Source organism: Streptomyces sp. BR1 (genome assembly GCF_052373795.1).
GTDB lineage: Bacteria > Actinomycetota > Actinomycetes > Streptomycetales > Streptomycetaceae > Streptomyces.
Genome location: NZ_CM126252.1, coordinates 768,584 through 792,018 on the forward strand (window position 1 = coordinate 768,584; position 23,435 = coordinate 792,018).

Consider the following 23,435-nt stretch of genomic DNA (forward strand, 5'->3'; position numbering starts at 1 on the left):
GCGCGTTGGGCATACGAGCGGTCAAACCTCCGGTCGCATCCGGTACGCGTACCGGTCCGGCAGCGGCTCGTCCGTGAGGCGGGACCACACCTCGTCCAGGATCTCGGCGCCCTCGCGCAGGTCCGCCACCTCGAAGCCCTCGTCGAAGATCGCGCGGGCGGCCGCCGGGTCGCCCTCCGCGAGCAGCAGGCGCGCTTCGAGGAGCCGGAACGCGCCACGCGCCTGTACGGGCGGGCGCAGCCGGGCCCAGATCGCACGGGCGTCGGCCGGTCGGCCCGTCGCGAGCAGCGCCGTGATCGCCTCGCGGCCGAGCGCGGCCGTGGCGGCGGTCCAGTGCTCGCCGTCGCGCCGCTCCTCGCAGAGGTCGTCGAACGCCTCTGCGTACTGGTCGGCGGCCCGGTCCGGGTTGCCCGCCTGCTGGTCGGCGACAGCCAGGCAGCGCAGCAACGGCCAGCGAGACGGCGCGAGTTGGAGACCACGCTCCCAGCTGCGCACCGCCTGCGCGCGGTCGCCCGCGTGCCACTGCGCGACCCCGAGGTGGTACTCGGTGAGGGGCGAGGCGGGCGCCGTCTCCAGCATGTCCCGCCAGTGCGGGGCCACCAGGGTCGGCCCGGGCGGTGTCACCCGGCGCGGCTCGGGCAGCGCCCCCGCGTGCAGCAACTCCAGCCAGGGCGCCTGCTCCTCGCCGAGTGTCGACTCGGCGAACGGCGTCCCCGGCAGCTTCAGACCGCCCCGTACGACTTCGAGCGCGCCCCAGCCCGACCCGGTCGCCAGCGACTCGCCGGGCTCGGTGTCGGCGTACGGACGCCAGGCCGCGTACGCCTCCTCGACCGCCGCGCGCGGCAGCACCGCCGCGAGCCGGTCGGCGACCTCGGTACGGGCCGCCGTCCAGTCGTCGCCGTGCACGAGCGCGGGGTCGGCGGCGAGCGGCCCGTACGCCTCCAGCCAGGCGAACTCCCCGCCGGCGTCCAGCGGAACGTGCTCCAGCTGGGTGCGCGCCAGGCCCGCCTGGATCTCCGCGTAACCGGGCGTGCCGGGCTCGGTGAGCCACTGCTGCCAGCGCCGACCGCCCCGGCCCGACCCCCACAGGAACAGCTTGCGGCCGCGCAGCAGATCGGTCGACGTCTGGACGAGGCCGCGTCCGGCGCCGTCGAGCGCGGCGATCCAGCGGCGTGCGCTGCCCGGCACTTCGTAGAAGTAGTCGGCGGGGTACTCGCTGCGCAGCGGATACGTACGGTCGGCGCCCTCCCAGTGCGGCACCGGGACCCGCCGCAGGGTGCGCGCGTAACCGAAGTGCCAGGCCTCGTCGGCGGGGACGAGGACGCGGCCGCGCTCGTCCTCCGGCACGGCGATGTTGGACCACCAGTAGACGGGCACGGTCCGCTCGTGCGGATTGCGCAGCCGTACGCCCACGTACAGGAAGTCGGAGTCCTCGGGGAGCCAGAGGTCCACCTGGAACGGGACGTCGCGCAGCCGCTCCCACTCCCACAGGCGCAGCATCTCGCCACCGTCCGGGGCCGTGACGACGGCCGCGTGCACGGGGGCGCAGGCGAGGGTGGTGTGGCCGGTGGCGCCGATGTTCCACTCGATGCCGCCGGAGAACCAGGCGCCGTTGAGGCCGAAGTCAGCGGGCTGCAACACCGGGTTGCGGTAGAGGAGTTCGCGTCCGGTCGGTTTGCGGAAGAGGGAGTGGATCCGCCCGCCGAACCCGGGCAGCACGGTGACGCGCAACCGCTCGTTCTCGACGACGAGGGTGTCGAGGGCGGTGTCGGTGCGCTCGCGCCCGTATCCGTCGAGAACGCGCACCGGCAGGACGGTGCGCAGCGGCTCGTACCCGATCTGCCGCGCCATGTCGCGCGGCAGACCGGCGCGCGCTCTGTCGTCGAGCGTGTGGACCTCGTCCAGCGGCCGCAGCGGGGGCAGGGGGTTGGGCTGCCCCAACGGGGCGGCGGGCAGGGTCAGTACGGCGCGTCGCACGGTCGTGGCCAAGGCAACCTCATTCCCTCGCGCGGAACGGCCACCCGTCCTGGGCCGCCCCCGTGACCATGGAACACGGCGGTCGGTGCGGTGACCAGAGGACGCCCTGGTCAGAATTGCGCAAAGGCGCCACGACTGTGGGTCATGTGCGGACCATCTCCGCCGTGATCGCCCAGCGTTCGTGGTCGCGCCAGGCACCGTCGATGAAGAGGAAGTCCGGCGAGAAGCCTTCCAAGCGATAGCCAGCCCGGCGGACGAGACCGATCGAGGCCACGTTGGCGGGCTGGATGTTCACTTCGAGCCGGTGCAGCCCCAGCGTGCCGAACGCGTACCGGGTGACCAGGTCGAGCCCCTCGCTCATCAGCCCGCGCCCGGCGGCGTGCGCGAACGCGCCGTACCCCAACGCCCCGCACAGGAAGGCGCCTTGGACGATGTTGTTGATGTTGATGAACCCGGCGATCCGGCCGTCGTCCCGCGAACAGACCAGGAACCCCTGCTTCGTCGGGTCCTCTATCAACCGCCCCGCATACGTGGCGTACGCCTCGGGGTCGGCCGGCGGGAAGAGCCAGGGCGCGTGCAGATTCCGGCTCTCCCGGGCGAGCGCGGTGAACTCCGCCGCGTCGTCGTACGCGAAGTACCGGATCGCGACGCGGGGCCCTTCGGCGAGATACGTGATCTTGTCAGGCATCGGGTCAGGGTACTGCCCGGGCGAGGGGATCGGGGGCGGGATTTCGGGCGGCGCCCCGGCGTCACCTGCTCCTGGCGCCCGGGGCCGCCCGCACCGCTCCGGGCGACGTGGACCACCCCCGCTGCTCCTGCGTGACCAGGGCCCCGTTGCTCCTCGTGACCGGGGCCGCCCCCGCTGCTCCTCGACTGCCGGTGATCACTTGCCCCTGAGCGATTCGATCATCTTGTCGATGCGCCGCTGCCGCGTCTCCGGGCTCTTGGCGCTCTCGATCTCGCCCACCTGCTTGCGCTTGAGGCTGAAGGCCATACGGTCGTACGCCCCGCGCAGCCCGGGCTCGGCGTCCAGCGCGGCGGCGAGGTCCTCCGGTGCCTCCACGACGCGCGGCTCGTCGTCGAGCCGGAGGTCGACCTCGATCTCCTCGCCGAGGTCGACGCCGCTGGCCTCTCGGTTGGCCGCGCTGATGCCGATGAGGATCTGGCCGCGCATCGCGGCGACCCGGGTGCGCCAGGAGTGGCCGTTGATCGCGACCACGACCGGCGGCCGCTTGCCCTGTCCCAGGTCGTCGATGACCTGCTGCGGCACCTCGACCCCCAGGGCGTTCCCGGACGGGATGACCGTGGCCTTGAACTTCATGCTCGCTCTCCTCGTCGCCGCGCCGCGTGGTGGCCGTGCCGTGTCAACGGGCCACGATATACCGGCGGTTGACGATCATCACTTGGCCCGGCGCCTTATGAAGTAGCCGCCGCAGATGACCCCCACCACGAAGACGGCGAGCAGGGCCAGATAGAGCGGCATGGAGACTTCGGGGATCAGCAGGCGGATCTTGACCTGGCGGGTGTTCTCGAAGATGAAGATCAGGGCGAGCACCGCGATCACGATGACCGTGACCCGGGCCGGGGTGAGGGCACCGCCGAACCGTGTACCGGCCTTCGTGCCGCCCGACGCGTCCTTGGGGCTCATGACCCGGCCCTTTCCGGGGGTGGCTTCACCCCTCTTCCGGCCAGGATGAGCGCAATGGCGGCGGGACGACCGGCGGGGCGGGCCGGACGGGTGAGTCGCATCGGGCGGGGCCGGGGATGAGGCCGGGCCGCGTCGGAGGACGTACTCGACCCGCCTTGTCAGACAAGTGGCGATCACGCCATGCTTGCCCCATGGCAGTCAGCGGACAGCAGCGCAGGCCGGTCGTCGTCCTGTACGAGCGGATCGCCGACGCGATTCACGACGGTACGTACCCGCCCGGCTCCACGCTCCCCTCGGAGCCCCGGCTCGCGGCCGAGCTGGGGGTGAGCCGCCCCGCGCTGCGCGAGGCGCTGCTGCTGCTCCAGGAGGACGGGCTGCTCACGGTGCGCCGGGGTGTGGGGCGGACCGTGAACGACCGGCCGCCCCGGCGCGGCTTCGAGCAGCTCCAGCCGCTGGAGGAGCTGCTCGGCGCGGGCGGCGTCGTGCACGTACGGGCGCTGCTGCGCAGTGTCGAGGAACCCACCGACTTCAGCACCCAGCATCTGCTGCCGACGGCCGGGGCCGAGCTCCGGTTCTGGGAGTCGGTGCTGGTGGCGGACGGTACGCCGGTCGCGCTCAGCCATGAGTGGGCGGCTCCCGAGTCCGTACTGGAACGCACGCATCCACCGTTCCTGACCGCACTCGGGGACGGGGCGCCCTCGTCGATGCTGGCGGTGCTGGCGGGCGCCTCGCGAGGGGTGCCGCTGAGCGCGCACAGCGGGATCACGGCCACCCTGCTCGGCCGTCGCCGCGGCGACCAACTCTCCCGCCCGGCGGACACCCCCGCGGTCCTGATCACCCAGGTCGTCCGCCTGGACGGCACCCCGATCCTGGCGGCCAAACACATGCTCCCTACGGGCGCGCCGGCACTGCCTGTGCTGCAGAGCAACTAGTCCGGCGGTACGGCGTACCCCATAGGGGCGCGGGAACTGCGCGAGCAACCCAGCACGATCCGCAGCCGCCACGCACCGCACCCCTCACAGGCGGAGGCCGCACAGCCGCGGCCAAAAGGGGCTGTACACTCCTCCGTCATGCACTTGTCTGACAACCTCGCCGCCGCCCCCGTCGCCGACTGGATACGCCGCGCGCCCAAGGCCGTCCTCCACGACCACCTCGACGGTGGGCTGCGGCCCGCGACGATCGTCGAACTGGCCCGCGCGTGCGGGTACGAGGGTCTGCCGACCGAGGACCCGGCCGCCCTCGCCGTCTGGTTCCGCGACGCCGCCGACTCGGGCTCCCTGGAGCGCTACCTGGAGACCTTCGCCCACACCTGCGCGGTCATGCAGACCCGCGAGGCGCTGGAGCGGATCGCGGCGGAGTGCGCCGAGGACCTGGCGGCGGACGGGGTCGTCTACGCGGAGGTGCGGTACGCCCCCGAGCAGCACCTGGAGCGCGGGCTCACCCTCGACGAGGTCGTCGACGCGGTGAACGCCGGATTCCGCGAGGGCGAGCGCCGCACCGGCGGCCGGATCACCGTCCGCGCCCTGCTCACCGGCATGCGCCACACCGACCGGTCCCTGGAGATCGCCGAGCTGACCGTCGCCCACCGCGACCGCGGCGTCGCGGGCTTCGACATCGCGGGCGGCGAGATCGGCAACCCGCCGGCCCGCCACCTCCCGGCCTTCCAGCACCTGAAGCGGTCGAACTGCCACTTCACCATCCACGCGGGCGAGGCCGTCGGCGCCGAGTCGATCCACGAGGCCGTGCAGATCTGCGGCGCCGAGCGCGTCGGCCACGGTGTGCGGATCACCGACGACATCACGGTGCACGACGACGGCACGGCCGACCTCGGCCACCTCGCCTCGTACCTGCGCGACAACGCCATCGCCCTGGAGGTCTGCCCGACCTCCAACCTCCAGACGGGCGCCGCGAAGGACTACGCCTCGCACCCCATCGACCTGCTGCGCCGCCTCGGCTTCCGGGTCACCCTGAACACCGACAACCGCCTGGTCTCCGGCACCACCATGAGCGAGGAGTTCCAGCACATGGTGGACGCCTTCGGCTACGGCCCCGAGGTGTTCGAGCAGTTCACCGTCGCCGCCGTCGAGGCCGCGTTCCTGCCGCTGCCGGAGCGCCGCCGCATCATCGACGAGCTGATCCGCCCGGGGTACGCCGCTCTCTGAGCCGGTAGAACCCCGTAACACCTACGCCAGCGCGGGCACCTCCAGAGTGAGCGTGCCCGCGTCGGCGTCCAGCAGCGCGGGCACACCGAGCGGCATGGTGAGCGATGTGGCACAGTGCCCGAAGCCGAGGTGCTCGACGACCGGGACGCCGAGCCCGGCCAGCCGCTCGTACAGCACGGCCCGCACCCGCTCGTACGGTCCGCACTCCTCCCAGGAGCCGAGCGCGACCCCCGCGACACCGTCCAGCCACCCCGAGCGCAGCAGCTGGGTGAGCAGCCGGTCGATCCGGTAGTCGTCCTCGCCGACGTCCTCGATCAGCAGCAGCCCGCCGCGCGCCGACGCCCGGGCGAACGGGGTCGCGAGGTCGGAGGCGAGCAGGGCGAGGCAGCCGCCGAGGGTGACCCCGCGCGCCCGGCCGGGTATCAGCGGACCGGCCGTCCCCGCGCCGATCACCATCGCCGCCTCGGGCTCGAACAGGGTGGTGCGCAGATGGCGCTGTGTGTCGTCGTCCTTGAGGAACGTGGCGGCCGACACCAGCGGACCGTAGAGCGTGGAGAGCCCCATCCGTACGGCGAACGCCTCGTGCAGTACGGTCGCGTCGCTGTAGCCGACGAACACCTTGGGCCCGGCCGCGCGTATCGCCGTCCAGTCGAGCAGATCCACCATCCGCTGGGCACCGTAGCCGCCGCGTGCGCAGAACACCGCGTCGATGCCCGGGTCGCACCACGCCTCCTGGAAGTCCCGCGCCCGGCTCTCGTCGTCGGCCGCGAGATATCTGAACTCCGGGTGCCGGCCGCGCACATGGGGCATCACGACCGGGTCCAGGTCCCAGCCGCGCAGGATGTCGAGACCGGCGTCCAGGCGCTCGTCCACCACCGGTCCGCTGGGCGCGACCACGGCGACCCGGGCGCCCGGGCGCAACCGCGCGGGCCGCGTGAGTGGAGACAGGGGGTGGTGGTGCGTCAGGGTCACTTCTTGAGCTCCAGAAGGGGTACGTCGGGTCGGTCGATCCCGAACGTCTGGGCGTACAGGGACAGTTCGGCCTCCAGAGCGCGGATCATGGTGTCGGCCCGGCGGAAGCCATGGCCCTCGCCCTCGAAGGCGATATACGCGTGCGGTATGCCGCGCCCCGCCATCGCGGCCAGGAACCGCTCGCACTGGGCGGGTCGGCAGATCACGTCGTCGAGCCCCTGGAGCAGCAGGAACGGCGCGCTGATCCGATGGGCGTGGGTGATCGGCGAGCGGTCGGCGTGCCGACCGGGGTACTCGGCGGCGGGCCCGATCAGCGACTCCATGTACTGCGACTCGAAGTCGTGCGTGCCGCTGTCCGAGGACCAGTCCGTGAGGTCGAGGACCGGGTAGACCACGGTGGCGCAGGCGTAGACGTCGGTGGTGGCGAGCGAGGCGGCGGAGGTCCAGCCGCCCGCGCTGCCGCCGCGGATCGCGAGCCGCCGGGGGTCGGCGGTGCCCTCGTCGGCGAGCGCCTTCGCGACGGCCGCGCAGTCCTCGACGTCGACGACGCCCCACTGCTCGCGCAGCCGGTCGCGGTACTCCCGCCCGTAGCCGGTGGAGCCGCCGTAGTTGACCTCGGCGACGCCGATGCCCCGTGAGGTGAAGTAGGCGATCTCCAGGTCGAGGACGAGCTGGACCTGGCCGGTCGGGCCGCCGTGGGCCCGGATCACATACGGCGGCAGCTCGTCGGCGGGCGCCGCCCGGCCGGGGTGGTGCGGCGGGTAGAGCAGCGCGTGGACCTCCCGGCCGCCGGGCCCGGCGAAGGTGCGGATCTGGGGTTCCGGGTAGTACGCCGGGTCCACCGGGTCGTCGTGGCCGCAGCCGATGACCCGGGTGCGGCCCGAGCGGGTGTCCAGCTCGACCACTTCGGGCGCGGTGCGCGGGCTGGCGGCGACGCCGACGACCCGGCTGCCGTGCACGGCCAGCGTGCAGTGCCAGGCCGTCCAGGGCCCGGCCGCGTCGACCACTTCACCGGTCTCCGGGTCCAGGATGCCGAGCGCGGTGGCGCCCTTGCCGTGGACGACCGCGATCAGTCCGTTCTCCAGCGGGTGGAACCAGTGGCGGCCGATCTGCCAGAGCGGCCCGGCGAACTCCTCCTCGCGCGCGCAGAGCGCGACATCGTCCCCGTCCGGTCCGACCTGGTAGAGGTTCCACCAGCCGGAGCGGTCGGAGGCGAAGAGCAGCCGTCCGTCGGCGGTCCACTCGACCTGCGCGATCGACTCCTCGGGCCCGCCCGCGACCGGCCGCGGCCGCCGGAACACCCCGTCGCCGTCCACGTCGGCCACGATGGCCTCGGTGCCGTCCCACGGCATGCTCGGGTGGTCCCAGGCGAGCCAGGCCGCCTGCCGCCCGTCCGGCGAGAGCCGGGGGCCGGTGATGAACCGGTGCCGTCCGTCGGACAGTTCCCGTACCCGGCTCCGGTCCTCGGCGGCCGAGCCGTCCAGGGGCACGGCCGCGATCACCCGCCGTACATCCGTCGGCGCCTCCCCCGTGAACTCCTCCAGGACGCACCACACTTCACCCCGGTCCACCAGGACGACCGGGTCGGCCCAGCGCAGCCCGTCGCCGACCGCCGACAGCGGCGTGAGCGGCCGGGGCGCCGCGGTGCTGTTCGGCTCGTACGCGTAGAGGCGCTGGTCCTCGAAGTGGGCGAAGACCACCAGCGGTCCCTCGGCGCCGCGCTCGGCCCCGGCCCAGGGCCGGCCGCCGTACTCGATCACCCGCGACCGTACGTTCCACGGCGCCGGCAGCACCGACTCCGCCTCGCCGTCCGGTCTGCGCCGCATCAGCGCGCGGCGACCGCCCTCGACAGGACGCGGCTCGGTCCACCACACCTCGTCGCCGACCACCCCGACCCACTCGGGCATGCCGTCGTGCGCGGCGGCGAGCCGGGCGTCGATGGGCGACGGCCACGTTCCGTAGGCCCCCATGGGCACCATGTCGTCAACTCCCCCTATGCGGAGCGCAGATAGTCGTCCAGGACGCGCACCCCGAAGTGCAGCGCGTCCACCGGCACCCGTTCGTCGACGCCGTGGAACAGGGCCTGGTAGTCGAAGCCGGGCGGCAGCTTCAGCGGTGAGAAGCCGTATCCCGTGATGCCGAGGCGGGAGAACTGCTTGGCGTCGGTGCCGCCCGACATGCAGTACGGCACGACCCGGCCCTCGGGCGCGAACTTCTCCACGGAGGCGCGCAGCTTCGCGTACGTCGGCGAGTCGACCGGCGCTTCGAGGGCCACCTCGCGGTGGTGGAACTCCCAGTCGACGTCCGGTCCGGTGAGCCGGTCGAGGGTCGCGCGGAACTCCTCCTCGCCGCCCGGCAGCACCCGGCCGTCCACATACGCGGTGGCGTGCCCCGGAATCACATTGATCTTGTAACCGGCCTCCAGCATCGTCGGGTTGGCGCTGTTGCGGACAGTCGCGTCGACCAGGGCGGCGGCAGGTCCCAGCTTGGCCAGCAGTTCGTCCACGTCGAAGTCCGGCGCCTCGGGGTCGGCCTCCACCCCGCACACGGCGGCGAGCTCGGTCAGGGCCGCCCGCACGGTCGTCGTGAGCCGGACCGGCCACTCGTGGTCGCCGATCCGGGCGATCGCGGCGGCGAGGCGGCTGACCGCGTTGGCCCGGTTCACCTTGGAGCCGTGCCCGGCCCGGCCGTGCGCGGTCAGCTTCAGCCAGCCGGTGCCGCGCTCGCCCGCCGCGATCGGGTAGATCTCCAGGCCGGGAGCCGCGTGGAAGGTGAACGCGCCCGCTTCACTGATGCCTTCGGTGCACCCCCGGAACAGGCCCGGGTGGTGGTCGGCGAGGAAGCCGGAGCCGTCGATCGCGCTGGCCTCCTCATCGGCCGTGTAGGCGATGACTATGTCGCGGCGCGGGCGGATCCCCGCGCGCGCCCAGGCCCGTACGACCGCGAGGACCATCGCGTCCATGTTCTTCATGTCGACGGCGCCGCGCCCCCACACCACACCGTCGCTGACCTCGCCGGAGAACGGGTGCACGCTCCAGTCGGCGGGCTCGGCGGGCACCACGTCGAGATGGCCGTGGACCAGCAGCGCGTCGGCCGAGGGGTCGGTGCCCTCGATCCGCGCCACCACATTGGTGCGCCCCCGGGTCCGCTCCAGGAGCGTGGGCTCCAGGCCGGTGGCGGCCAGGCGCTCCGCCACGTACTCGGCGGCGGGCCGCTCGCGGCAGTCGCCGCCGCCCCGGTTGGTGGTGTCGATACGGATGAGGTCCGAGGTGAACGTCACCACCTCGTCCAGTGCCCGGGCGTCGATGTGCTCAGCCATACTGCTCCTCCACCGCGGCCGAGACGATCGTGGTGACCGCCTTGAAGGTGCGAATGCCGTCGTACATGGTGTCGCTGGTGTAGGCGACGCGGCGCTCGCCGGTGCGCGCCGCGCCCGGCACCACCGTCGCCGCCATCGCCAGGTGTTCCGCGTCGAATTCGAGCTCCACGGTGAACGGTCCGCAGCGCACCGGCTCGTGGCGCACCGCGAGCGCGGCGGCCTTCTGCGCCGCCGCCCTGATCTCGGCCGCCGTACGCGACGGGGTGCGGCACACCGCCGCGTACCGCGAGACGTGGTCCTTCACCGCGACCTTGTGCGCGCCTGGCGCGTACCCCTCGGCGTCCGCGCAGGTCAGGTCGTCGCCGGTGACCAGCACCACCGGCACGCCGTACTCCGCGACCACATGGGCGTTGAGCAGGCCCTCGCTCGCGCGCGTCCCGTTGAGCCAGACGCCGGTGATGGAATTGGCGAGATAGGTGTGGGCCAGCACCCCTTCGGTGCCCGCGCCTGTGTGGTACCCGACGAACGCGATGCCGTCCACGTCGCCGTGCTGGACGCCCTCCACCATCGACAGCGACTTGTGCCGGCCGGTGAGCATCTCCACCCGCTCGTCCAGCCGCTCCAGGAGCAGATTGCGCATAGACCAGTGTGCCTCGTTGACGAGGATCTCGTCGGCGCCGCCGTCGAAGAAGCCCAGCGCCGCCGCGTTCACATCCGAGGTGAACATCGCGCGGCAGCGCTCCCACTGCGGGGTGCCCGGCAGCACATCGGCAGGCCAGGTCACACCAGTGGCGCCCTCCATGTCGGCGCTGATCAGGATCTTCATGCCTCGAAACCGTACGCGCCGCCGCGCACCCTCACCAGCCCTGTGGACAACCGTCGGCCGGTATCACCCGGCCCGCCCCACGACCAGCCATGTCGAGGGCAGCTCGATGCGGGTGCCGTCGGGCCGGTACTCGGTTGTGGTCAGCGGCAGTTCGCCCCGGGCGAGCACCGTGAGGCCCGCCGACTCGACGAGTTCGGGCAGGGCCGCGTCGGTGACCTCGCCCGGGGTCAGGCCGTGCTCGAAGACCGGGCGGAGCTTGGCCGGCGGACCGGCCGGGCTCTGCGCCAGGCCCATGATGACGGGCTTGGCCGACTCGGCCAGTTCCACCAGGAACGCCCGGCCGCGCTCGCCGACCAGGGTCGCGACGGCCTGGGCCAGCGGGCGACGGTCATCCGGTTCGCACTGGTGGAGCACACCGCGTACATACACGTTGGCGTCGCCCAGACGGTCGTGCAGCTCCTGGACGGCCTTCTCGTCGGTCGCGTCCAGCTGGGCGAACTGGGCGCGCCCGTCGGGGTCCTGCGCTCTGGCGTGCTCGACGGCGGCGGGCGAGAGGTCGACTCCGGTGACGCTGTCGTAGCGGTCGGCCAGGAAACGGGTCTGGGTGCCGTTGCCGCAGCCGAGGTCGATCACGGGCAGCGCGAGATGGGCCAGATGCGGCTCGAACAGGGCGAGATGGGGGCCCGCCGTCAGCGCCGGTTCAGCGTCCCAGAAGACCGCGCCCGGCTCGTCGGGGGCCTCGCGCCAGAAGCCTTCCCAGGCATCCCTGTACCGACTCGTCACGCTCATGACCGACTCCCCAGGCAGCACGCACAGTGTCAAGATCGGTCTATCGCGCCGGGAGCACGCCGACAAGCACCCGGCGCGTACCTTCACTCAGCGTTCGAGCCGGTTCAGCGCCGCGTGCGCCCCCTGCGCGGCAGCGGCACCTCGAACCACACGGTCTTGCCCTCGCCGGTACGGCTGGTGCCCCATTCCCTGGCCAGCCGGCTCACCACCCGAAGACCGCGCCCGGACTCGTCGAGCGGGCCCGCGTGCAGCAGCATGGGAAGCGTGTGGTCGTCGTCGACGACCTCGCAGCGCAGTGTCTCGGCCCGGACCAGCCGCAGCTCCACCTGGTGGCTGTGCGCATGCCGTACGGCGTTGGTGACGACCTCGCTGACCAGCAACTCGACGGTCTCGGCGACCTCTTCGAGGTTCCAGGCGCCCAGCTGCCCGGCCACCAGGCGCCGGGCGCGGGCCACCTCGCGCGCGTCTATGGCGAGCCGCCATTCGGCGACGTCCTCGCGCGCGATGCCGTTGAGCCGGGCCATCAGCAGGGCGACGTCGTCCTTGCGGCCGCCCCGGGTGTTGAGGGCACGGATGATGGTGTCGCAGGCGTCGTCCATGGAGGCGGCCGGGTGCGCGGCGGACTCGCAGAGCGTCGCGAGCCCCACACCGATGTCCTCGCCCCGCACCTCCACCAGCCCGTCCGTGCACATGACGAGCCGGTCGCCGGGGTCGACGCGCACGCGCGCGGTCTCGAACGGCACGCCGCCGACGCCGATGGGAGCCCCGGTGGGCAGGTCGATGAGTTCGCTGCGCCCGTCGGCGGCCCGTACAAGCACCGGCGGCACATGGCCCGCGTTGGCCATCAGGAGCTCGCCCTTGATGGGGTCGTACACCACGTAGAGGCAGGTCGCGAGGTAGTGCTCGCCGAGCCGCTGGGCCAGGTCGTCGAGGTTGCGCAGCAGTTGTGCGGGCGGCAGGTCGAGGGCCGCCATGGTCTGTACGGCGGTGCGCAACTGGCCCATCATCGCTGCCGAGTTGAGGCCGTGCCCCATGACGTCGCCGACGACGAGCGCGATGCGCGACCCGGGCAGCTTCACCGAGTCGAACCAGTCGCCGCCGACCCGGCCGAGCAGGGTGCCCGGCAGATAGCGGGTCGCCGTGTCACAGCCGGTCATCTGCGGGGTGACCTGCGGGAGCATCGAGTCCTGGAGGGTCTCGGCGACGCTCTCCTGGTAGGTGTACATCCGCGCGTTGTCGAGGACGAGGCCCGCGCGGGCGGCCAGTTCGGCGCCGGTCACGCGGTCCATGTCGTTGAACATCGCCCGCTCGGCGTGGCGCAGCAGGATCATGAAGCCGAGCACCACATTGCGGGCCTTGAGGGGAACCACCAGCATCGACCGGCCGTTGATCAGAGGCCGGATGTCGCGCTTTTCGAACTGCGAGGCGATGGCGGTGCCCATCTGCTCGCTGATGCGCGGGACGAGCACGGGCTCGCCGGAGGTCATGCACTGGAAGAAGGGGGTGTGCGCGGGGAACGGCATGGACTCGCCGACGGGGACGACATCGTCCCAGCGCCCCGGCTCGTCGACGTGCTCGACGGCGACCCGGTGCCACAGCGTGGTCTCGTCCGGCGGCCCGTCGGGGAACCCCTCGCCCGCGATGACCTGTTCCCGCAGATAGGTGCCCGCGACATCCGTGAAGCGCGGCACCACGGCGGCGCTCACTTCGTGGATGGTCCGGGCGAGGTCGAGAGACGAACCGATTCGGCCACTGCCTTCGTTGAGGAATTCCAGCCGCTCGCGCACCGCCGCGTATTCGAGGTCCTGGGCGAACTCGGGGGCGGGTACCGGTGGTTCGACGGCCCGTGCGTGATCGTCGTACCGCGCGGCCCGGCGCTCGGCGCGGCGGGGCACGCCCCAGTCGGGCGTCACCGGCACCCGGTCGTGCTGGCTGAACTCCAGGATGGGATAGCCGAGTTCAAGGACCTGGGAGACGATCCGGGAGCTCTCGCCCACGCTCATGCTGGGCAGGATCTCGGGCAGCCGCCCGGCGAGCTCGTCGGCGCCCTGGAACTCGGTGTGCAGGGCGAACCCGGGTGCTATCCGCTCCACGCTGCCCCGGTCCGGGGCCTCGTGCTCGGCGTGCAGCTGCGCCGCGTCCGCCGCCAGCACGAGCAGCCGCTCGGGCCCGGGCCCGACCAGGGGATACGCCCACCACAGCACGTCGACGCGGTCCCGCCCCGGGTCGGAGAGGGTGGCGCGTCCGGCCGTCGGGTACGAGGTGAGGCCGTGCAGCGGGGCTTCGAGTCCGGGGCCGAACGCGCCGTACCCGTCGAACTCCTGGAGGATGTCGACGGGGCGGTCCGGATCCAGGGCGCCGGACACCGGCAGCAGATCGAGCGCCGAGCGGCCTACGGCCTCCTCCCGGGCGGGGCCGAACAACCGGCGCGCACCGGTCGACCAGTGCGACACCAGCCCGTCGCCGTCCACGACGATCACGGCAAGCGGGATCCGGCCGGCCACGGCTGACTGCCGTGGCGGTGTCGGCGGAGTGCCACTGTCCATGGGTGGAGGCTCCTTCCCCGCCGCAAGGATCTGCGGCTGTGCCCCCACCGTACGGCCATTCGCGGGCCGCGCGCGGGGCAACGCCGGAATCGGGTGCACGCCCGCGCGCCCCGCGCGAGCTGCTGAAAAATAGTCAGTCCTCGTGGCCCAGCTGGAGATCGCGCTCGGTGCGGCCACCGCCCGCGACCTGCAGCACCGTGGCCACCGGCGGATACCCGGCCGCGATCACCGTGTACTCGCCGGACGACAGGTCGACGAACCGGAAGGTGCCGTCGGGTCCGGTGGTGAGCGTGTCCACCACGTTGCCCGCGGCGTCGAGCAGCGTCACGCGCGCGTCCTCCACGGGACGCCCGCCGCTGGCCCGCACGGTGCCGCGCAGCACCGCGCCCCCGGCGAGCTCGATGTCCTGCCGGGTCTCGCGCGCGGCCTGCACGCTCACCGGCAGGGCCGCGGGCCGGAAGGCGGGGGCGCTGGCGGCGAGGGTGTACTCCCCCGCCACCAACTCGCTGATCACATAGGTGCCTTCGCGTCCGCTGCGGGTGGTGGCGACGACCTCGCCGCGTACGTCGGTGAGGGTGACGGCGGCGTCCCGGACGGGGGTGCCGTCGGCGGTGACCACGGAGCCCGCGAGGCGGCCCGCGCCGCCGAGCACCACGTCGAGGTCGACCGGCCGCTCGCCGACGGTGACCGAGACGGCCTGCGGCTGATGCCCTCCGGCGGCCGCGATCAGGACGTAACTGCCGGAGCCGGGCACGCTCAGGGCGTACCGCCCGTCCTCGCCGCTGGCCCCGCGCCCGACCTGCTGCCCTCGTACGTCGAGGAGGGTGAGGGCGGCGCGCGGCACGATGGAGCCGTCGGGGTGCTGAACCGTTCCGCAGACCGGAACTCCGCTCGAATAGGGGGAGTTGGGGACGCGCGCGTGGGGTACGGGTGGCGTTTCGATGGTGGGGGCGTTCTGGGACACCAGCGGTTTCTCCTTGAGGAAGAAGGCGAGCAGGAGGCCGAGCACGAGCACCGGCACCAGATACAGGAAGATCCGCGGCATCGCCTCCGCGTACGCCCGGACATAGCCGTCGCGCAGCGCGGGCGGCATGGCGTGCACCAGCTGCGGGGTGATCGACTCGGGGTCGGGCAGACGCGCACCCGCGGGGAACTGCTCGGTGAGGGAGTGGGCGAGGCGGTTGGTGAACAGCGTGCCGAAGACCGCGGCGCCGACGCTGCCGCCGATCTGCCGGAAGTAGTTGTTGGCGCTGGTGGCGGTGCCGAGGTCGGCGGGGTCCACGGCGTTCTGCACGGCGAGGATGAGGACCGGCATCACCAGGCCGATGCCGATGCCGAGTACGGCCATCCAGATGCTGTAGTCGAGCCGGGGGGTGTCGGTCTTCAGCCGGGACAGCAGCCACATGCCGACGGCCGAGACCGCGCTGCCGAGCACGGGGTAGATCTTGTAGTGGCCGGTGCGGCTGATGAGCTGCCCGGAGACGATCGAGGCGCCGACGATGCCGCCCATCATGGGCAGCACCAGCAGCCCGGACTCGGTGGCGCTGGCCCCGTCGACCATCTGCAGGAACGTCGGCAGATAGCTGGCGGCGCCGAAGAGCGCGACGCCGATGACGGCGCCGACCAGGCCCGAGATGGTGAAGATCGAGTCGCGGAACAGCCGCAGCGGGATGACCGGTTCGCGCGCGTAGTTCTCGACGACGACGAACAGCAGGGTCGTGCCGAGGGCGCCTGCCGCGAGCCCCAGGATGGTGCGCGAGCCCCAGGCGTACTCCGTACCGCCCCAACTGGTCAGCAGCACCACGCACGTCGACGCGGCGACCAGGAGCAGTGCGCCGAGGACGTCGAGGCGCGGGCGGGCGGCGGGCCTGGGCAGTTTCAGGACGACCGCGATGACGGCGAGGGTGACCAGGCCGAACGGGACGTTGATGTAGAAGCACCAGCGCCATGAGGTGTGGTCGGTGAAGAAGCCGCCGAGCAGGGGTCCGGCCACCGAGGCGAGGCCGAAGACGGCGCCGATGAGCCCCATGAAGCGGCCGCGCTCGCGGGGCGGCACGATGTCCGCGATGATCGCCTGCACGCCGATCATGAGCCCGCCGCCGCCGACGCCCTGGACCGCGCGGAAGGCGATCAGCTCGTCCATGTTCCGGGACCAGCCGGCCAGCGCCGAGCCGATGACGAAGACGACGATCGCGAACTGGAAGACGGGCTTGCGGCCGAAGAGGTCGCCGAGCTTGCCGTAGATGGGCAGCCCGATGGTGGAGGCGAGCAGGTACGCGGTAACGGCCCAGGAGACCTTGTCCAGGCCGTGCAGATCGCCCACGATCTTCGGCAGCGCGGTCGCCACGATCATCTGGTCGAGCGCCGCGAGCAGCAGGGTGAGCATCAGCCCGAGGAAGACCAGCCGCACCCGGCGCGGGCTCAGCGCGACCGGCGCCCCGGTGACGTACTCATGTGGCGCTGCCGCCTCGGCGAGGTCCAGAACGGGCTCCCCGGCCCGCCGACGCTCCCCCGAAGACCCGCCCCGCGCCCGGTCCTTGACCAGAGTGATCCCGCCCACGTCTGCTCCCCTCGTCGCGCCGCCGGTTCGGTGCGCGGCGTACATACTGCGCATTGGGCGCTAATGGGGAGCAAACGCGGAAAGGAGTGGGCGCGGGCGCACAACTCGCCCTGAACAGGGGCCTGTCGACCGTCTCATCAGGGTCTTTCACGCAGCCCGGAGTGCGCGGGCGCACCACCGGGCCGCCGCGAAAACCACTCGAACCGGTGACGTCGTCCGGATTCGAGCGGGAGCAACTCCTCGACCTGGAGGGCTACTTCTCGACTTCGGCCGCGAGCTTGGCGAGCACCTCGTCGTAGATGCGGGCGAGGCCCTTGGGGGCGAAGGTCCTCTCGAAGAAGCCGCCGATGCCGCCCGCGCCGTTCCAGACCGTGGTCACGACGACCTTGGACCGGTTCTCGCCGGCCGGGGTGACGGTCCAGGTGGTGACCATGGACGAGTTGCGGTCCTTCTCGACGAGCTGGCCCTCGGTCGGCTCGGCGACCTCCAGGAGGCAGTCGCGCACGCGCTTGCTGGTGGCCTGGAGCTTCCAGTGGACGAGGGTGCCCTCGCCGTCGCCGCCCTCGCGCACCTGGTACTCGCTGAAGTGCTCGGACAGGAGCTTGGGGCGGCTGTCCTTGTAATCGGCCACGGTGTCGAACACCGTCTCCGGGCTCGCCGCGATGATCCGCTCCGTGGTGGCCTCGACCTGCGCCATGGCTCTTCCTCCAGCACTCGTGACATCCGGGGGGTGCGCCCGGATTCGGGGTGGTCAAAGCCAATCACCTCGGGCGCGGGCCCCAAAATCGGGGTTGCTGCAATCATGGGAACAGGTGTTCTATTCTGAGCTCAGTGCTACGAAGTGTTACGGAAGAGGCCCGAGGAGGCGTTCATGCGCTGGGACAATCTGGCCGAGAATGATCCGGTGCCACCGGGAGCGGGCCGCGCGGCCGCGCTGTTCGACGCGGACGCGGTGGTCACCCGTACGTTTGACACCCCCGAGTTCCGCGGGGTCACCTTCCACGAGGTACGCGCGCGTTCGATCGTCAACCGGGTGCCCGGGGCGTCCCGGATGCCGTTCGAGTGGACGGTCAACCCGTACCGGGGCTGCACGCACGCGTGCGTGTACTGCTTCGCCCGCAAGACGCACAGCTATCTCGACCTCGACACCGGGCTCGGCTTCGACTCCCAGATCGTGGTGAAGGTCAACGCGCCCGAGCTGCTGCGCCGCCATCTGTCGTCGGCGCGCTGGCAGGGCGCGCACATCGCGATGGGCACCAATGTCGACTGCTATCAGCGGGCCGAGGGCCGCTACCGTCTGATGCCGGGGATCATCGAGGCCCTGCGCGACCACGCCAACCCGTTCTCGATCCTCACCAAGGGCACGCTGATCCTGCGCGATCTCGAACTGCTGCGGCAGGCGGCCGAGGTCACCCATGTCGGCATCTCGGTCTCGGTGGGCTTCGTGGACCACGAGCTGTGGCGCACGGTCGAGCCGGGCACCCCCGCGCCCGAGCGCCGCCTCGACGTCGTCCGCACGCTCTCCGGGCACGGCATCGACTGCGGGGTGCTGATGGCGCCGGTGATCCCGTTCCTCGGCGACCACCCCGACCAGCTGCGCGCCACGGTCCGCGCGATCGCCTCCTCCGGCGCCACCTCGGTGACCCCGCTCGTGCTGCATCTGCGGCCGGGGGCGCGGGAGTGGTTCATGCAGTGGCTCGGCGAGCACCATCCACATCTGGTGCGGCGCTACGAGCGGCTGTACGCGGAGGGGGCGTACGCGCCGAAGTGGTACCAGCGCCGGATCACCCGCCAAGTGCACGATCTGGCGGCGGAGTTCGGTATAGGCCCGGCGCACCGGGGTGCGGCCCGGCGTATTCCGCAGCGGGTGGAGGCGGAGCCGGTCGGTCCGACCCAGCTCACCCTGCTCTGACCGAAACCCGGTGCCCGATTGTCAGTGGCATGGGTCAGGATGGGCGCATGACTTCGCTTACGCACATCGCCACCCCGGACGGCGTCGCGCCCGGTGTCAACTACAGCCATGTGGTGTGGGGCACCGGCCGGTTCATCGCGATATCCGGCCAGTGCGCGTTCGACGAGAAGGGGAACGTGGTCGGCGAGGGCGACCCGGCGGCTCAGGCGCGGCAGATCTTCGAGAATCTGCGCCGCTGCCTGGAGTCCGCGGGCGCGACCTTCGACGACGTCGTCAAGCTCACCGTCTTCGTCACCGACGTCGCATACCTGCCCGCGATACGCGAGGCCCGCGACGCCCACATCAACAGCGGCCGCCTGCCCGCCAGTTCGGCGGTCCAGGTAGCGGCGCTCTTCCGCCCCGACCTCCTGATGGAGATCGAGGCGTACGCCGTGGTGTCCGACCGTTGACCCTGGACCCGTTGACCCTGGACGTACGCGTACGGGAGATGACCGCGGCGGACTGCGCGGCGGTCGCGACCGTACGCATCAACGGCTGGCGCACCGCCTACCGGGGGCTGATGCCGCAGACGTACCTGGACGGCCTCAGCGAGGAGCGGGACGCGGCCTGGCGCCGGGAGTATCTGGCGCGGGGCGACACCTCGGTGCTCAACATGGTCGCGGAGCGCGGCGGCGAAGTGATCGGCTGGGGGTGCTACGGGCCGTACCGGGACGACGAGGACGGGCAGAGCGCCGACGGCGAGGTGTACGCGCTGTATGTGCACCCCGGCCACTGGTCGACGGGTGCGGGGCGGGTGCTGATGGGTGAGCTCACGGCTCGCGCGGTCGCCGACGGGCGGCCCGGACTGCTGTTGTGGGTGCTGGAGCGCAACGAGCGGGCCCGGCGTTTCTACGAGCGGGCCGGGTTCGCGCCCGACGGTGGCAAGGAGGACTTCGACGTGGCCGGGGTCGCCGTGCCCGAGGTGCGTTATGCGATGCGCCTCAGTGCCACCGCGGCGGCCGACGCCAGGCGGGGTTGAGCCAGGGCCGTCTCCAGGACCTCCACCGCTCGTTTGTCGCCCAGTTCCCCCAGCCCCTCCACACAGGCGAGCGCCACCCGCCAGTAAGGGGTGTCGGGCGAGAGCAGCGGGCGCAGGGTGGTGATCAGCGCCGGTACGGCCTCGGGGGCGCGCAGGGTGGTCAGCAGGCGCACCGGGTGCAAGGCGTACGCGGTGCGCAGCTCGTTGGTGGCGAGGGCCGCGGCCGCCCGGGCCGTGCGGGGATCGCCCAGCCGGGCCAGGGCGTACGCGGCCGACACACAGCGTGCCGCGTCGCGGTGGTTGAGCAGCAGCACCAGCGACTCGAACGCGCGGCGGTCCCCGGCGCAGCCGAGGCGGAACGCGGCGATCTCCCGCGCCCAGAGCGGCCGTTCGCGCTCGGTGAGCACGGCCGCCAGTTCGTCGTGGTCCCGGGTCGAGAGCAGTCGCTCGTACGCCGCCGTCGCATGCGACGCCCTGGCCTCGTCCCGCACCCGGTCGGCAAGGGACCGGAGCTCCTCGTCCATGGGGGAAGGGTAGTGGGCCGGAGCGGGGACAGGGCGAGCCAGATCACATCGGTTCCGCTTGTCCGGGGGCTGGCGTGCTCGTTACCAGCCAGTTAAGCTCAAGTGAGCGGGTACCCCCCGCTGACTCCGGCGGCCTGGTGACGCAGCCGCCGCGAGTGTTGTCGGTTCGGCAGTTTCCACGACGTGACCCCGGGACAGGGTCCGTCGGCTCTCAGCACCACGACACAACTCCCGCACGCCGTACGCCCGTCGGCACCTCCGCACCCCGCCGACGCACCCGTACGTCTTCCTCGCGACAGCCGTATCCACCGGCCGCGTGCGCCCTCTCCTCAGTCGTCACTCACCCAGGAGTCCCGTGATGGACACCCCCCTGAACACCGTCGCCGTGGTCGGTCTCGGCACCATGGGCACCGGCATCGCCGAAGTGCTGGCCCGCGCGGGCCGCGAGGTCATCGGCATCGACATCAGCGAGCCCGCCGCGCGGCAGGCCGTGGCCTGTCTGGAGGCGTCCACCGCCCGCGCCGTGGCGCGTGAGCGCATCACCGAGGAGGAGCGGCGTGACGTCCTCGCCCGGTTCCGCACCTTCACCGACCTCCAGGCGGCGGCCGACGCCGACCTGGTCATCGAGGTCGTGCCGGAGTCGTACGAGCTCAAGCAGCAGGTGTTCGCCGCCCTCGACGCCATCGTCGCGCCCACCGCGATCCTGGCGACCGGCACCAACGCCCTGTCGGTGACCCGGCTCGCCGCCGAGTCCTCGCACCCCGAGCGCGTCCTCGGGCTGCACTTCTTCAACCCGGCCCCGGCCATGAAGCTCGTCGAGGTGGTCTCCTCGGTGCTGACCGCGCCGCCCGCCGTGGACGCGGTCACCCGGCTCGCCCTGGAACTCGGCAAGGAGCCGGTGGCGGTCGGCGACCGGCCGGGCTTCGTCGCCGACGGGCTGCTCTTCGGCTACCTCAACCAGGCCGCCGCGATGTACGAGGCGAAGTACGCCTCCCGCGAGGACATCGACGCCGCCATGAAGCTGGGCTGCGGTCTTCCGATGGGCCCGCTCGAACTGCTCGACCTGATCGGCATCGACACCGCCCGCACGGTCCTGGAGGCGATGTACACCGCCTCCCACGACCGTCTGCACGCCCCCGCGCCGATCCTCGGCCAGCTCGCCGAGGCCGGTCTGACCGGCCGCAAGTCGGGCCGCGGCTTCTACTCGTACGAGGCGCCGGGCAGCGCGGTCGTGGTGGCGGACGCGCAGACGCGCTCCACCGCCGAGGGCACCACCGTCGGCCGCCCCGTCCGCTCGGTGGGCGTGGCCGGTTCCGGCACCATGGCGTCCGGGATCGCCGAGGTCTTCGCCAAGGCCGGTTACGACGTGGTGCTCGCCGCCCGCAGCCTGGAGAAGGCCGAGACCGCCAAGTCCCGTATCGCCAAGTCGCTTTCGCGCTCCGTCGACAAGGGGCGGATGACCGCCGAGGCGCGCGACGAGACGCTGGCGCGGATCTCGCCCGCGGGTGCCCTCGAATCCTTCGCCGAGGTCGACCTCGCCGTGGAGGCGGTCGCCGAGGACCTGGAGGTCAAGGCGCAGCTGTTCGCGTCCCTGGACAAGATCTGCAAGCCGGGCGCGGTGCTCGCCACCACCACGTCCTCGCTGCCGGTCGTCGCCTGCGCCCGCGCCACCTCGCGCCCGCAGGACGTCATCGGGATGCACTTCTTCAACCCGGCCCCGGCGATGAAGCTGGTCGAGGTGGTCCGTACGGTCCTGACCTCGGACGAGGTGCACGCCACCGTCCGCGAGATCACCACCAAGGTCCGCAAGCACCCGGTGGACTGCGGCGACCGCGCCGGGTTCATCGTCAACGCGCTGCTCTTCCCGTACCTGAACAACGCGATCAAGATGGTCCAGGAGCACTACGCCTCGCTCGACGACATCGACGCGGCGATGAAGCTCGGCGGCGGCTACCCGATGGGCCCGTTCGAACTCCTCGACGTGGTCGGCCTGGACGTCTCGCTCGCCATCGAGAAGGTCCTGCACGCCGAGTTCCGCGACCCGGGCCTGGCGCCCGCGCCGCTCCTGGAGCACCTGGTCGCCGCCGGGTGCCTGGGCCGCAAGACGGGCCGTGGATTCCGCGAGTATGCCCGGCGCTGAGCCGTGGGCTTCCCCCGACCACCGGCCGGGGGAGGGCTGGGGCGGGCTGCTCGAACCCTCGGGCGGCCCGCCCCCGCGAGCGCGACTTCCTGCACATATGCAGTACGTTCGGTCCATGCCCCAGCCCGCTGCCTCATCGAAACGGCCGTCCCGCACGTCCGCCACGCCCGACGCCCCGGAAAGTGCCGCCGGCAGCCGCGCGGCCGCCCAGCGGCTCAAAATGCGCCGCGAACTGGCGGCCGCGGCAATGGAGCTGTTCTCGGCCAAGGGGTACGAGGCCACGACGGTCGACGAGATCGCGGCCCGCGCCGGGGTCGCCCGCCGCACCTTCTTCCGCCACTTCCGCTCCAAGGAAGAGGCGATCTTCCCCGACCACGACGACACCCTCGTACGGGCCGAGGCGGTGCTCAACGCCGCTCCCCCGCACGAACACCCGCTGGACACGGTGTGCCGGGGCATCAAGGAGGTCATGAAGATGTACGCGGCCTCCCCCTCGGTCTCGGTCGCGCGCTACAAGCTGACCCGTGAGGTGCCCACCCTGCGGGAGGCCGAGATCGCCTCGGTGGCCCGCTACGAGCGGCTGTTCACGCGCTATCTGCTGGGCCACTTCGACGAGCACGACCACCAGGCCGGCAACGACGACCCGCTGCTCGCGGAGGTCGCCGCGTCCGCCGTCGTCACCGCGCACAACCATGTGCTGCGGCGCTGGCTGCGGGCGGGCGGCCAGGGCGATGTGGAGACCCAGCTGGACCACGCCTTCGCGATCGTCCGGGACACCTTCGGCACCGGGATCGGAGCGGGCCGCACGGCGAAGCCCAGGCCCGCCGCCGCGTCCGTCTCCACCGGCGACGAGGTGCTGGTGGCCGTGGCCCGTACCGACGCCCCGCTGGACGAGATCATGCAGTCGATCAAGAAGGCGCTCAAACAGCGCTGACCCCGGCACCACCGAACCCGACAGAACACCCGAAAGCCGCCCACACCAGGGCGGCTTTCGTGTTTTCCGGCCCGTTGCCGGCCCGGATCGAAGCGGAATCGATCGATC

At 72.1% G+C, this 23,435-nt stretch carries 20 protein-coding genes; 7 read left to right on the forward strand and 13 right to left on the reverse strand.

The annotated features are described in order from the left end of the window. Positions 1-21: 21 nt before the first annotated feature. The 4 genes from ACT1U9_RS03490 to ACT1U9_RS03505 form a co-directional block, all read right to left on the reverse strand. On the reverse strand, positions 22-1,989 hold the full coding sequence (locus ACT1U9_RS03490) for a DUF5107 domain-containing protein (protein WP_444536881.1): 1,968 nt from the start codon (positions 1,987-1,989) through the stop codon (positions 22-24). 130 nt (positions 1,990-2,119) lie between these two features. After that, positions 2,120-2,665 carry a GNAT family N-acetyltransferase gene (locus ACT1U9_RS03495; protein WP_444536882.1) on the reverse strand — a complete coding sequence of 182 codons (546 nt, stop codon included), beginning with the start codon at positions 2,663-2,665 and terminating at the stop codon, positions 2,120-2,122. Between the two features lie 195 nt (positions 2,666-2,860). Beyond that, positions 2,861-3,298, reverse strand: a complete 438-nt coding sequence (locus ACT1U9_RS03500; protein WP_444536883.1) for a YdeI/OmpD-associated family protein — start codon at positions 3,296-3,298, stop codon at positions 2,861-2,863. 78 nt (positions 3,299-3,376) lie between these two features. Continuing rightward, positions 3,377-3,625, reverse strand: coding sequence for a lipopolysaccharide assembly protein LapA domain-containing protein (locus ACT1U9_RS03505; protein ID WP_444536884.1), 249 nt, complete (start codon positions 3,623-3,625; stop codon positions 3,377-3,379). Between the two features lie 191 nt (positions 3,626-3,816). Here ACT1U9_RS03505 and ACT1U9_RS03510 point away from each other — a divergent pair, with 191 nt between their 5' ends. Both ACT1U9_RS03510 and ACT1U9_RS03515 read left to right on the forward strand, forming a co-directional pair. Continuing rightward, the gene (locus ACT1U9_RS03510) at positions 3,817-4,557 is read left to right on the forward strand and encodes a GntR family transcriptional regulator (protein ID WP_444536885.1); all 741 of its coding nucleotides are present in this window, start codon (positions 3,817-3,819) and stop codon (positions 4,555-4,557) included. Between the two features lie 138 nt (positions 4,558-4,695). Beyond that, the gene (locus ACT1U9_RS03515; protein WP_444536886.1) at positions 4,696-5,787 is read left to right on the forward strand and encodes an adenosine deaminase; all 1,092 of its coding nucleotides are present in this window, start codon (positions 4,696-4,698) and stop codon (positions 5,785-5,787) included. Between the two features lie 21 nt (positions 5,788-5,808). On the opposite strand, the gene ACT1U9_RS03520 is transcribed toward ACT1U9_RS03515, so the two are convergent. The 8 genes from ACT1U9_RS03520 to ACT1U9_RS03555 form a co-directional block, all read right to left on the reverse strand. Further along, complete coding sequence (locus ACT1U9_RS03520; RefSeq protein ID WP_444536887.1) at positions 5,809-6,759, reverse strand: S66 peptidase family protein; 951 nt, start codon at positions 6,757-6,759, stop codon at positions 5,809-5,811. Further along, complete coding sequence (locus ACT1U9_RS03525) at positions 6,756-8,738, reverse strand: prolyl oligopeptidase family serine peptidase (protein ID WP_444536888.1); 1,983 nt, start codon at positions 8,736-8,738, stop codon at positions 6,756-6,758. The genes ACT1U9_RS03520 and ACT1U9_RS03525 overlap by 4 nt, the downstream gene beginning before the upstream one ends. 14 nt (positions 8,739-8,752) lie before the next feature. Then, the gene (locus tag ACT1U9_RS03530) at positions 8,753-10,078 is read right to left on the reverse strand and encodes a M20/M25/M40 family metallo-hydrolase (RefSeq protein WP_444536889.1); all 1,326 of its coding nucleotides are present in this window, start codon (positions 10,076-10,078) and stop codon (positions 8,753-8,755) included. Next, on the reverse strand, positions 10,071-10,904 hold the full coding sequence (locus ACT1U9_RS03535) for a M55 family metallopeptidase (RefSeq protein WP_444536890.1): 834 nt from the start codon (positions 10,902-10,904) through the stop codon (positions 10,071-10,073). Before ACT1U9_RS03535 ends, ACT1U9_RS03530 begins: the two co-directional genes overlap by 8 nt. 63 nt (positions 10,905-10,967) lie before the next feature. Next, positions 10,968-11,693, reverse strand: coding sequence for a class I SAM-dependent methyltransferase (locus ACT1U9_RS03540; RefSeq protein WP_444536891.1), 726 nt, complete (start codon positions 11,691-11,693; stop codon positions 10,968-10,970). Positions 11,694-11,797: 104 nt separating this feature from the next. Beyond that, the gene (locus ACT1U9_RS03545; RefSeq protein WP_444536892.1) at positions 11,798-14,239 is read right to left on the reverse strand and encodes a SpoIIE family protein phosphatase; all 2,442 of its coding nucleotides are present in this window, start codon (positions 14,237-14,239) and stop codon (positions 11,798-11,800) included. Positions 14,240-14,372: 133 nt separating this feature from the next. Beyond that, the gene (locus ACT1U9_RS03550; protein WP_444538998.1) at positions 14,373-16,721 is read right to left on the reverse strand and encodes an MFS transporter; all 2,349 of its coding nucleotides are present in this window, start codon (positions 16,719-16,721) and stop codon (positions 14,373-14,375) included. Positions 16,722-17,052: 331 nt separating this feature from the next. Further along, positions 17,053-17,496, reverse strand: a complete 444-nt coding sequence (locus ACT1U9_RS03555) for an SRPBCC family protein (RefSeq protein ID WP_444536893.1) — start codon at positions 17,494-17,496, stop codon at positions 17,053-17,055. Positions 17,497-17,670: 174 nt separating this feature from the next. Here ACT1U9_RS03555 and ACT1U9_RS03560 point away from each other — a divergent pair, with 174 nt between their 5' ends. The 3 genes from ACT1U9_RS03560 to ACT1U9_RS03570 are packed head-to-tail and all read left to right on the forward strand — an operon-like array spanning position 17,671 to position 19,729. Continuing rightward, positions 17,671-18,711: an Rv2578c family radical SAM protein gene (locus ACT1U9_RS03560; RefSeq protein WP_444536894.1), complete on the forward strand. Its 1,041-nt coding sequence runs from the start codon at positions 17,671-17,673 to the stop codon at positions 18,709-18,711. Positions 18,712-18,758: 47 nt separating this feature from the next. Then, entirely contained in the window at positions 18,759-19,160 is a 402-nt protein-coding gene (locus ACT1U9_RS03565; protein WP_444536895.1) for a RidA family protein, read from the forward strand. Then, entirely contained in the window at positions 19,157-19,729 is a 573-nt protein-coding gene (locus ACT1U9_RS03570; RefSeq protein ID WP_444536896.1) for a GNAT family N-acetyltransferase, read from the forward strand. The genes ACT1U9_RS03565 and ACT1U9_RS03570 overlap by 4 nt, the downstream gene beginning before the upstream one ends. Here ACT1U9_RS03570 and ACT1U9_RS03575 read toward each other — a convergent pair. Beyond that, a complete protein-coding gene (locus ACT1U9_RS03575; RefSeq protein ID WP_444536897.1) occupies positions 19,678-20,253 on the reverse strand; it encodes an adenylosuccinate lyase in 576 nt (191 codons plus the stop codon). The two genes, ACT1U9_RS03570 and ACT1U9_RS03575, sit on opposite strands and share 52 nt — an antisense overlap. Positions 20,254-20,611: 358 nt before the next feature. Between ACT1U9_RS03575 and ACT1U9_RS03580 the strand changes: the two genes are divergently transcribed. After that, complete coding sequence (locus tag ACT1U9_RS03580) at positions 20,612-22,393, forward strand: 3-hydroxyacyl-CoA dehydrogenase family protein (RefSeq protein WP_444536898.1); 1,782 nt, start codon at positions 20,612-20,614, stop codon at positions 22,391-22,393. Positions 22,394-22,508: 115 nt separating this feature from the next. Further along, complete coding sequence (locus tag ACT1U9_RS03585; protein ID WP_444536899.1) at positions 22,509-23,327, forward strand: TetR family transcriptional regulator; 819 nt, start codon at positions 22,509-22,511, stop codon at positions 23,325-23,327. Positions 23,328-23,435 lie beyond the last annotated feature (108 nt).

Excerpts from the sequence above, each read along its gene's own strand:
- ACT1U9_RS03495 (WP_444536882.1), bottom strand. The coding sequence starts at position 2,665 with ATGCCTGACAAGATCACGTATCTCGCCGAAGGGCCCCGCGTCGCGATC.
- ACT1U9_RS03500 (WP_444536883.1), bottom strand. The coding sequence starts at position 3,298 with ATGAAGTTCAAGGCCACGGTCATCCCGTCCGGGAACGCCCTGGGGGTC.
- ACT1U9_RS03505 (WP_444536884.1), bottom strand. The coding sequence starts at position 3,625 with ATGAGCCCCAAGGACGCGTCGGGCGGCACGAAGGCCGGTACACGGTTC.
- ACT1U9_RS03510 (WP_444536885.1), top strand. The coding sequence starts at position 3,817 with ATGGCAGTCAGCGGACAGCAGCGCAGGCCGGTCGTCGTCCTGTACGAG.
- ACT1U9_RS03515 (WP_444536886.1), top strand. The coding sequence starts at position 4,696 with ATGCACTTGTCTGACAACCTCGCCGCCGCCCCCGTCGCCGACTGGATA.
- ACT1U9_RS03525 (WP_444536888.1), bottom strand. The coding sequence starts at position 8,738 with ATGGTGCCCATGGGGGCCTACGGAACGTGGCCGTCGCCCATCGACGCC.
- ACT1U9_RS03530 (WP_444536889.1), bottom strand. The coding sequence starts at position 10,078 with ATGGCTGAGCACATCGACGCCCGGGCACTGGACGAGGTGGTGACGTTC.
- ACT1U9_RS03535 (WP_444536890.1), bottom strand. The coding sequence starts at position 10,904 with ATGAAGATCCTGATCAGCGCCGACATGGAGGGCGCCACTGGTGTGACC.
- ACT1U9_RS03540 (WP_444536891.1), bottom strand. The coding sequence starts at position 11,693 with ATGAGCGTGACGAGTCGGTACAGGGATGCCTGGGAAGGCTTCTGGCGC.
- ACT1U9_RS03545 (WP_444536892.1), bottom strand. The coding sequence starts at position 14,239 with ATGGACAGTGGCACTCCGCCGACACCGCCACGGCAGTCAGCCGTGGCC.
- ACT1U9_RS03555 (WP_444536893.1), bottom strand. The coding sequence starts at position 17,496 with ATGGCGCAGGTCGAGGCCACCACGGAGCGGATCATCGCGGCGAGCCCG.
- ACT1U9_RS03560 (WP_444536894.1), top strand. The coding sequence starts at position 17,671 with ATGCGCTGGGACAATCTGGCCGAGAATGATCCGGTGCCACCGGGAGCG.
- ACT1U9_RS03565 (WP_444536895.1), top strand. The coding sequence starts at position 18,759 with ATGACTTCGCTTACGCACATCGCCACCCCGGACGGCGTCGCGCCCGGT.
- ACT1U9_RS03575 (WP_444536897.1), bottom strand. The coding sequence starts at position 20,253 with ATGGACGAGGAGCTCCGGTCCCTTGCCGACCGGGTGCGGGACGAGGCC.
- ACT1U9_RS03580 (WP_444536898.1), top strand. The coding sequence starts at position 20,612 with ATGGACACCCCCCTGAACACCGTCGCCGTGGTCGGTCTCGGCACCATG.
- ACT1U9_RS03585 (WP_444536899.1), top strand. The coding sequence starts at position 22,509 with ATGCCCCAGCCCGCTGCCTCATCGAAACGGCCGTCCCGCACGTCCGCC.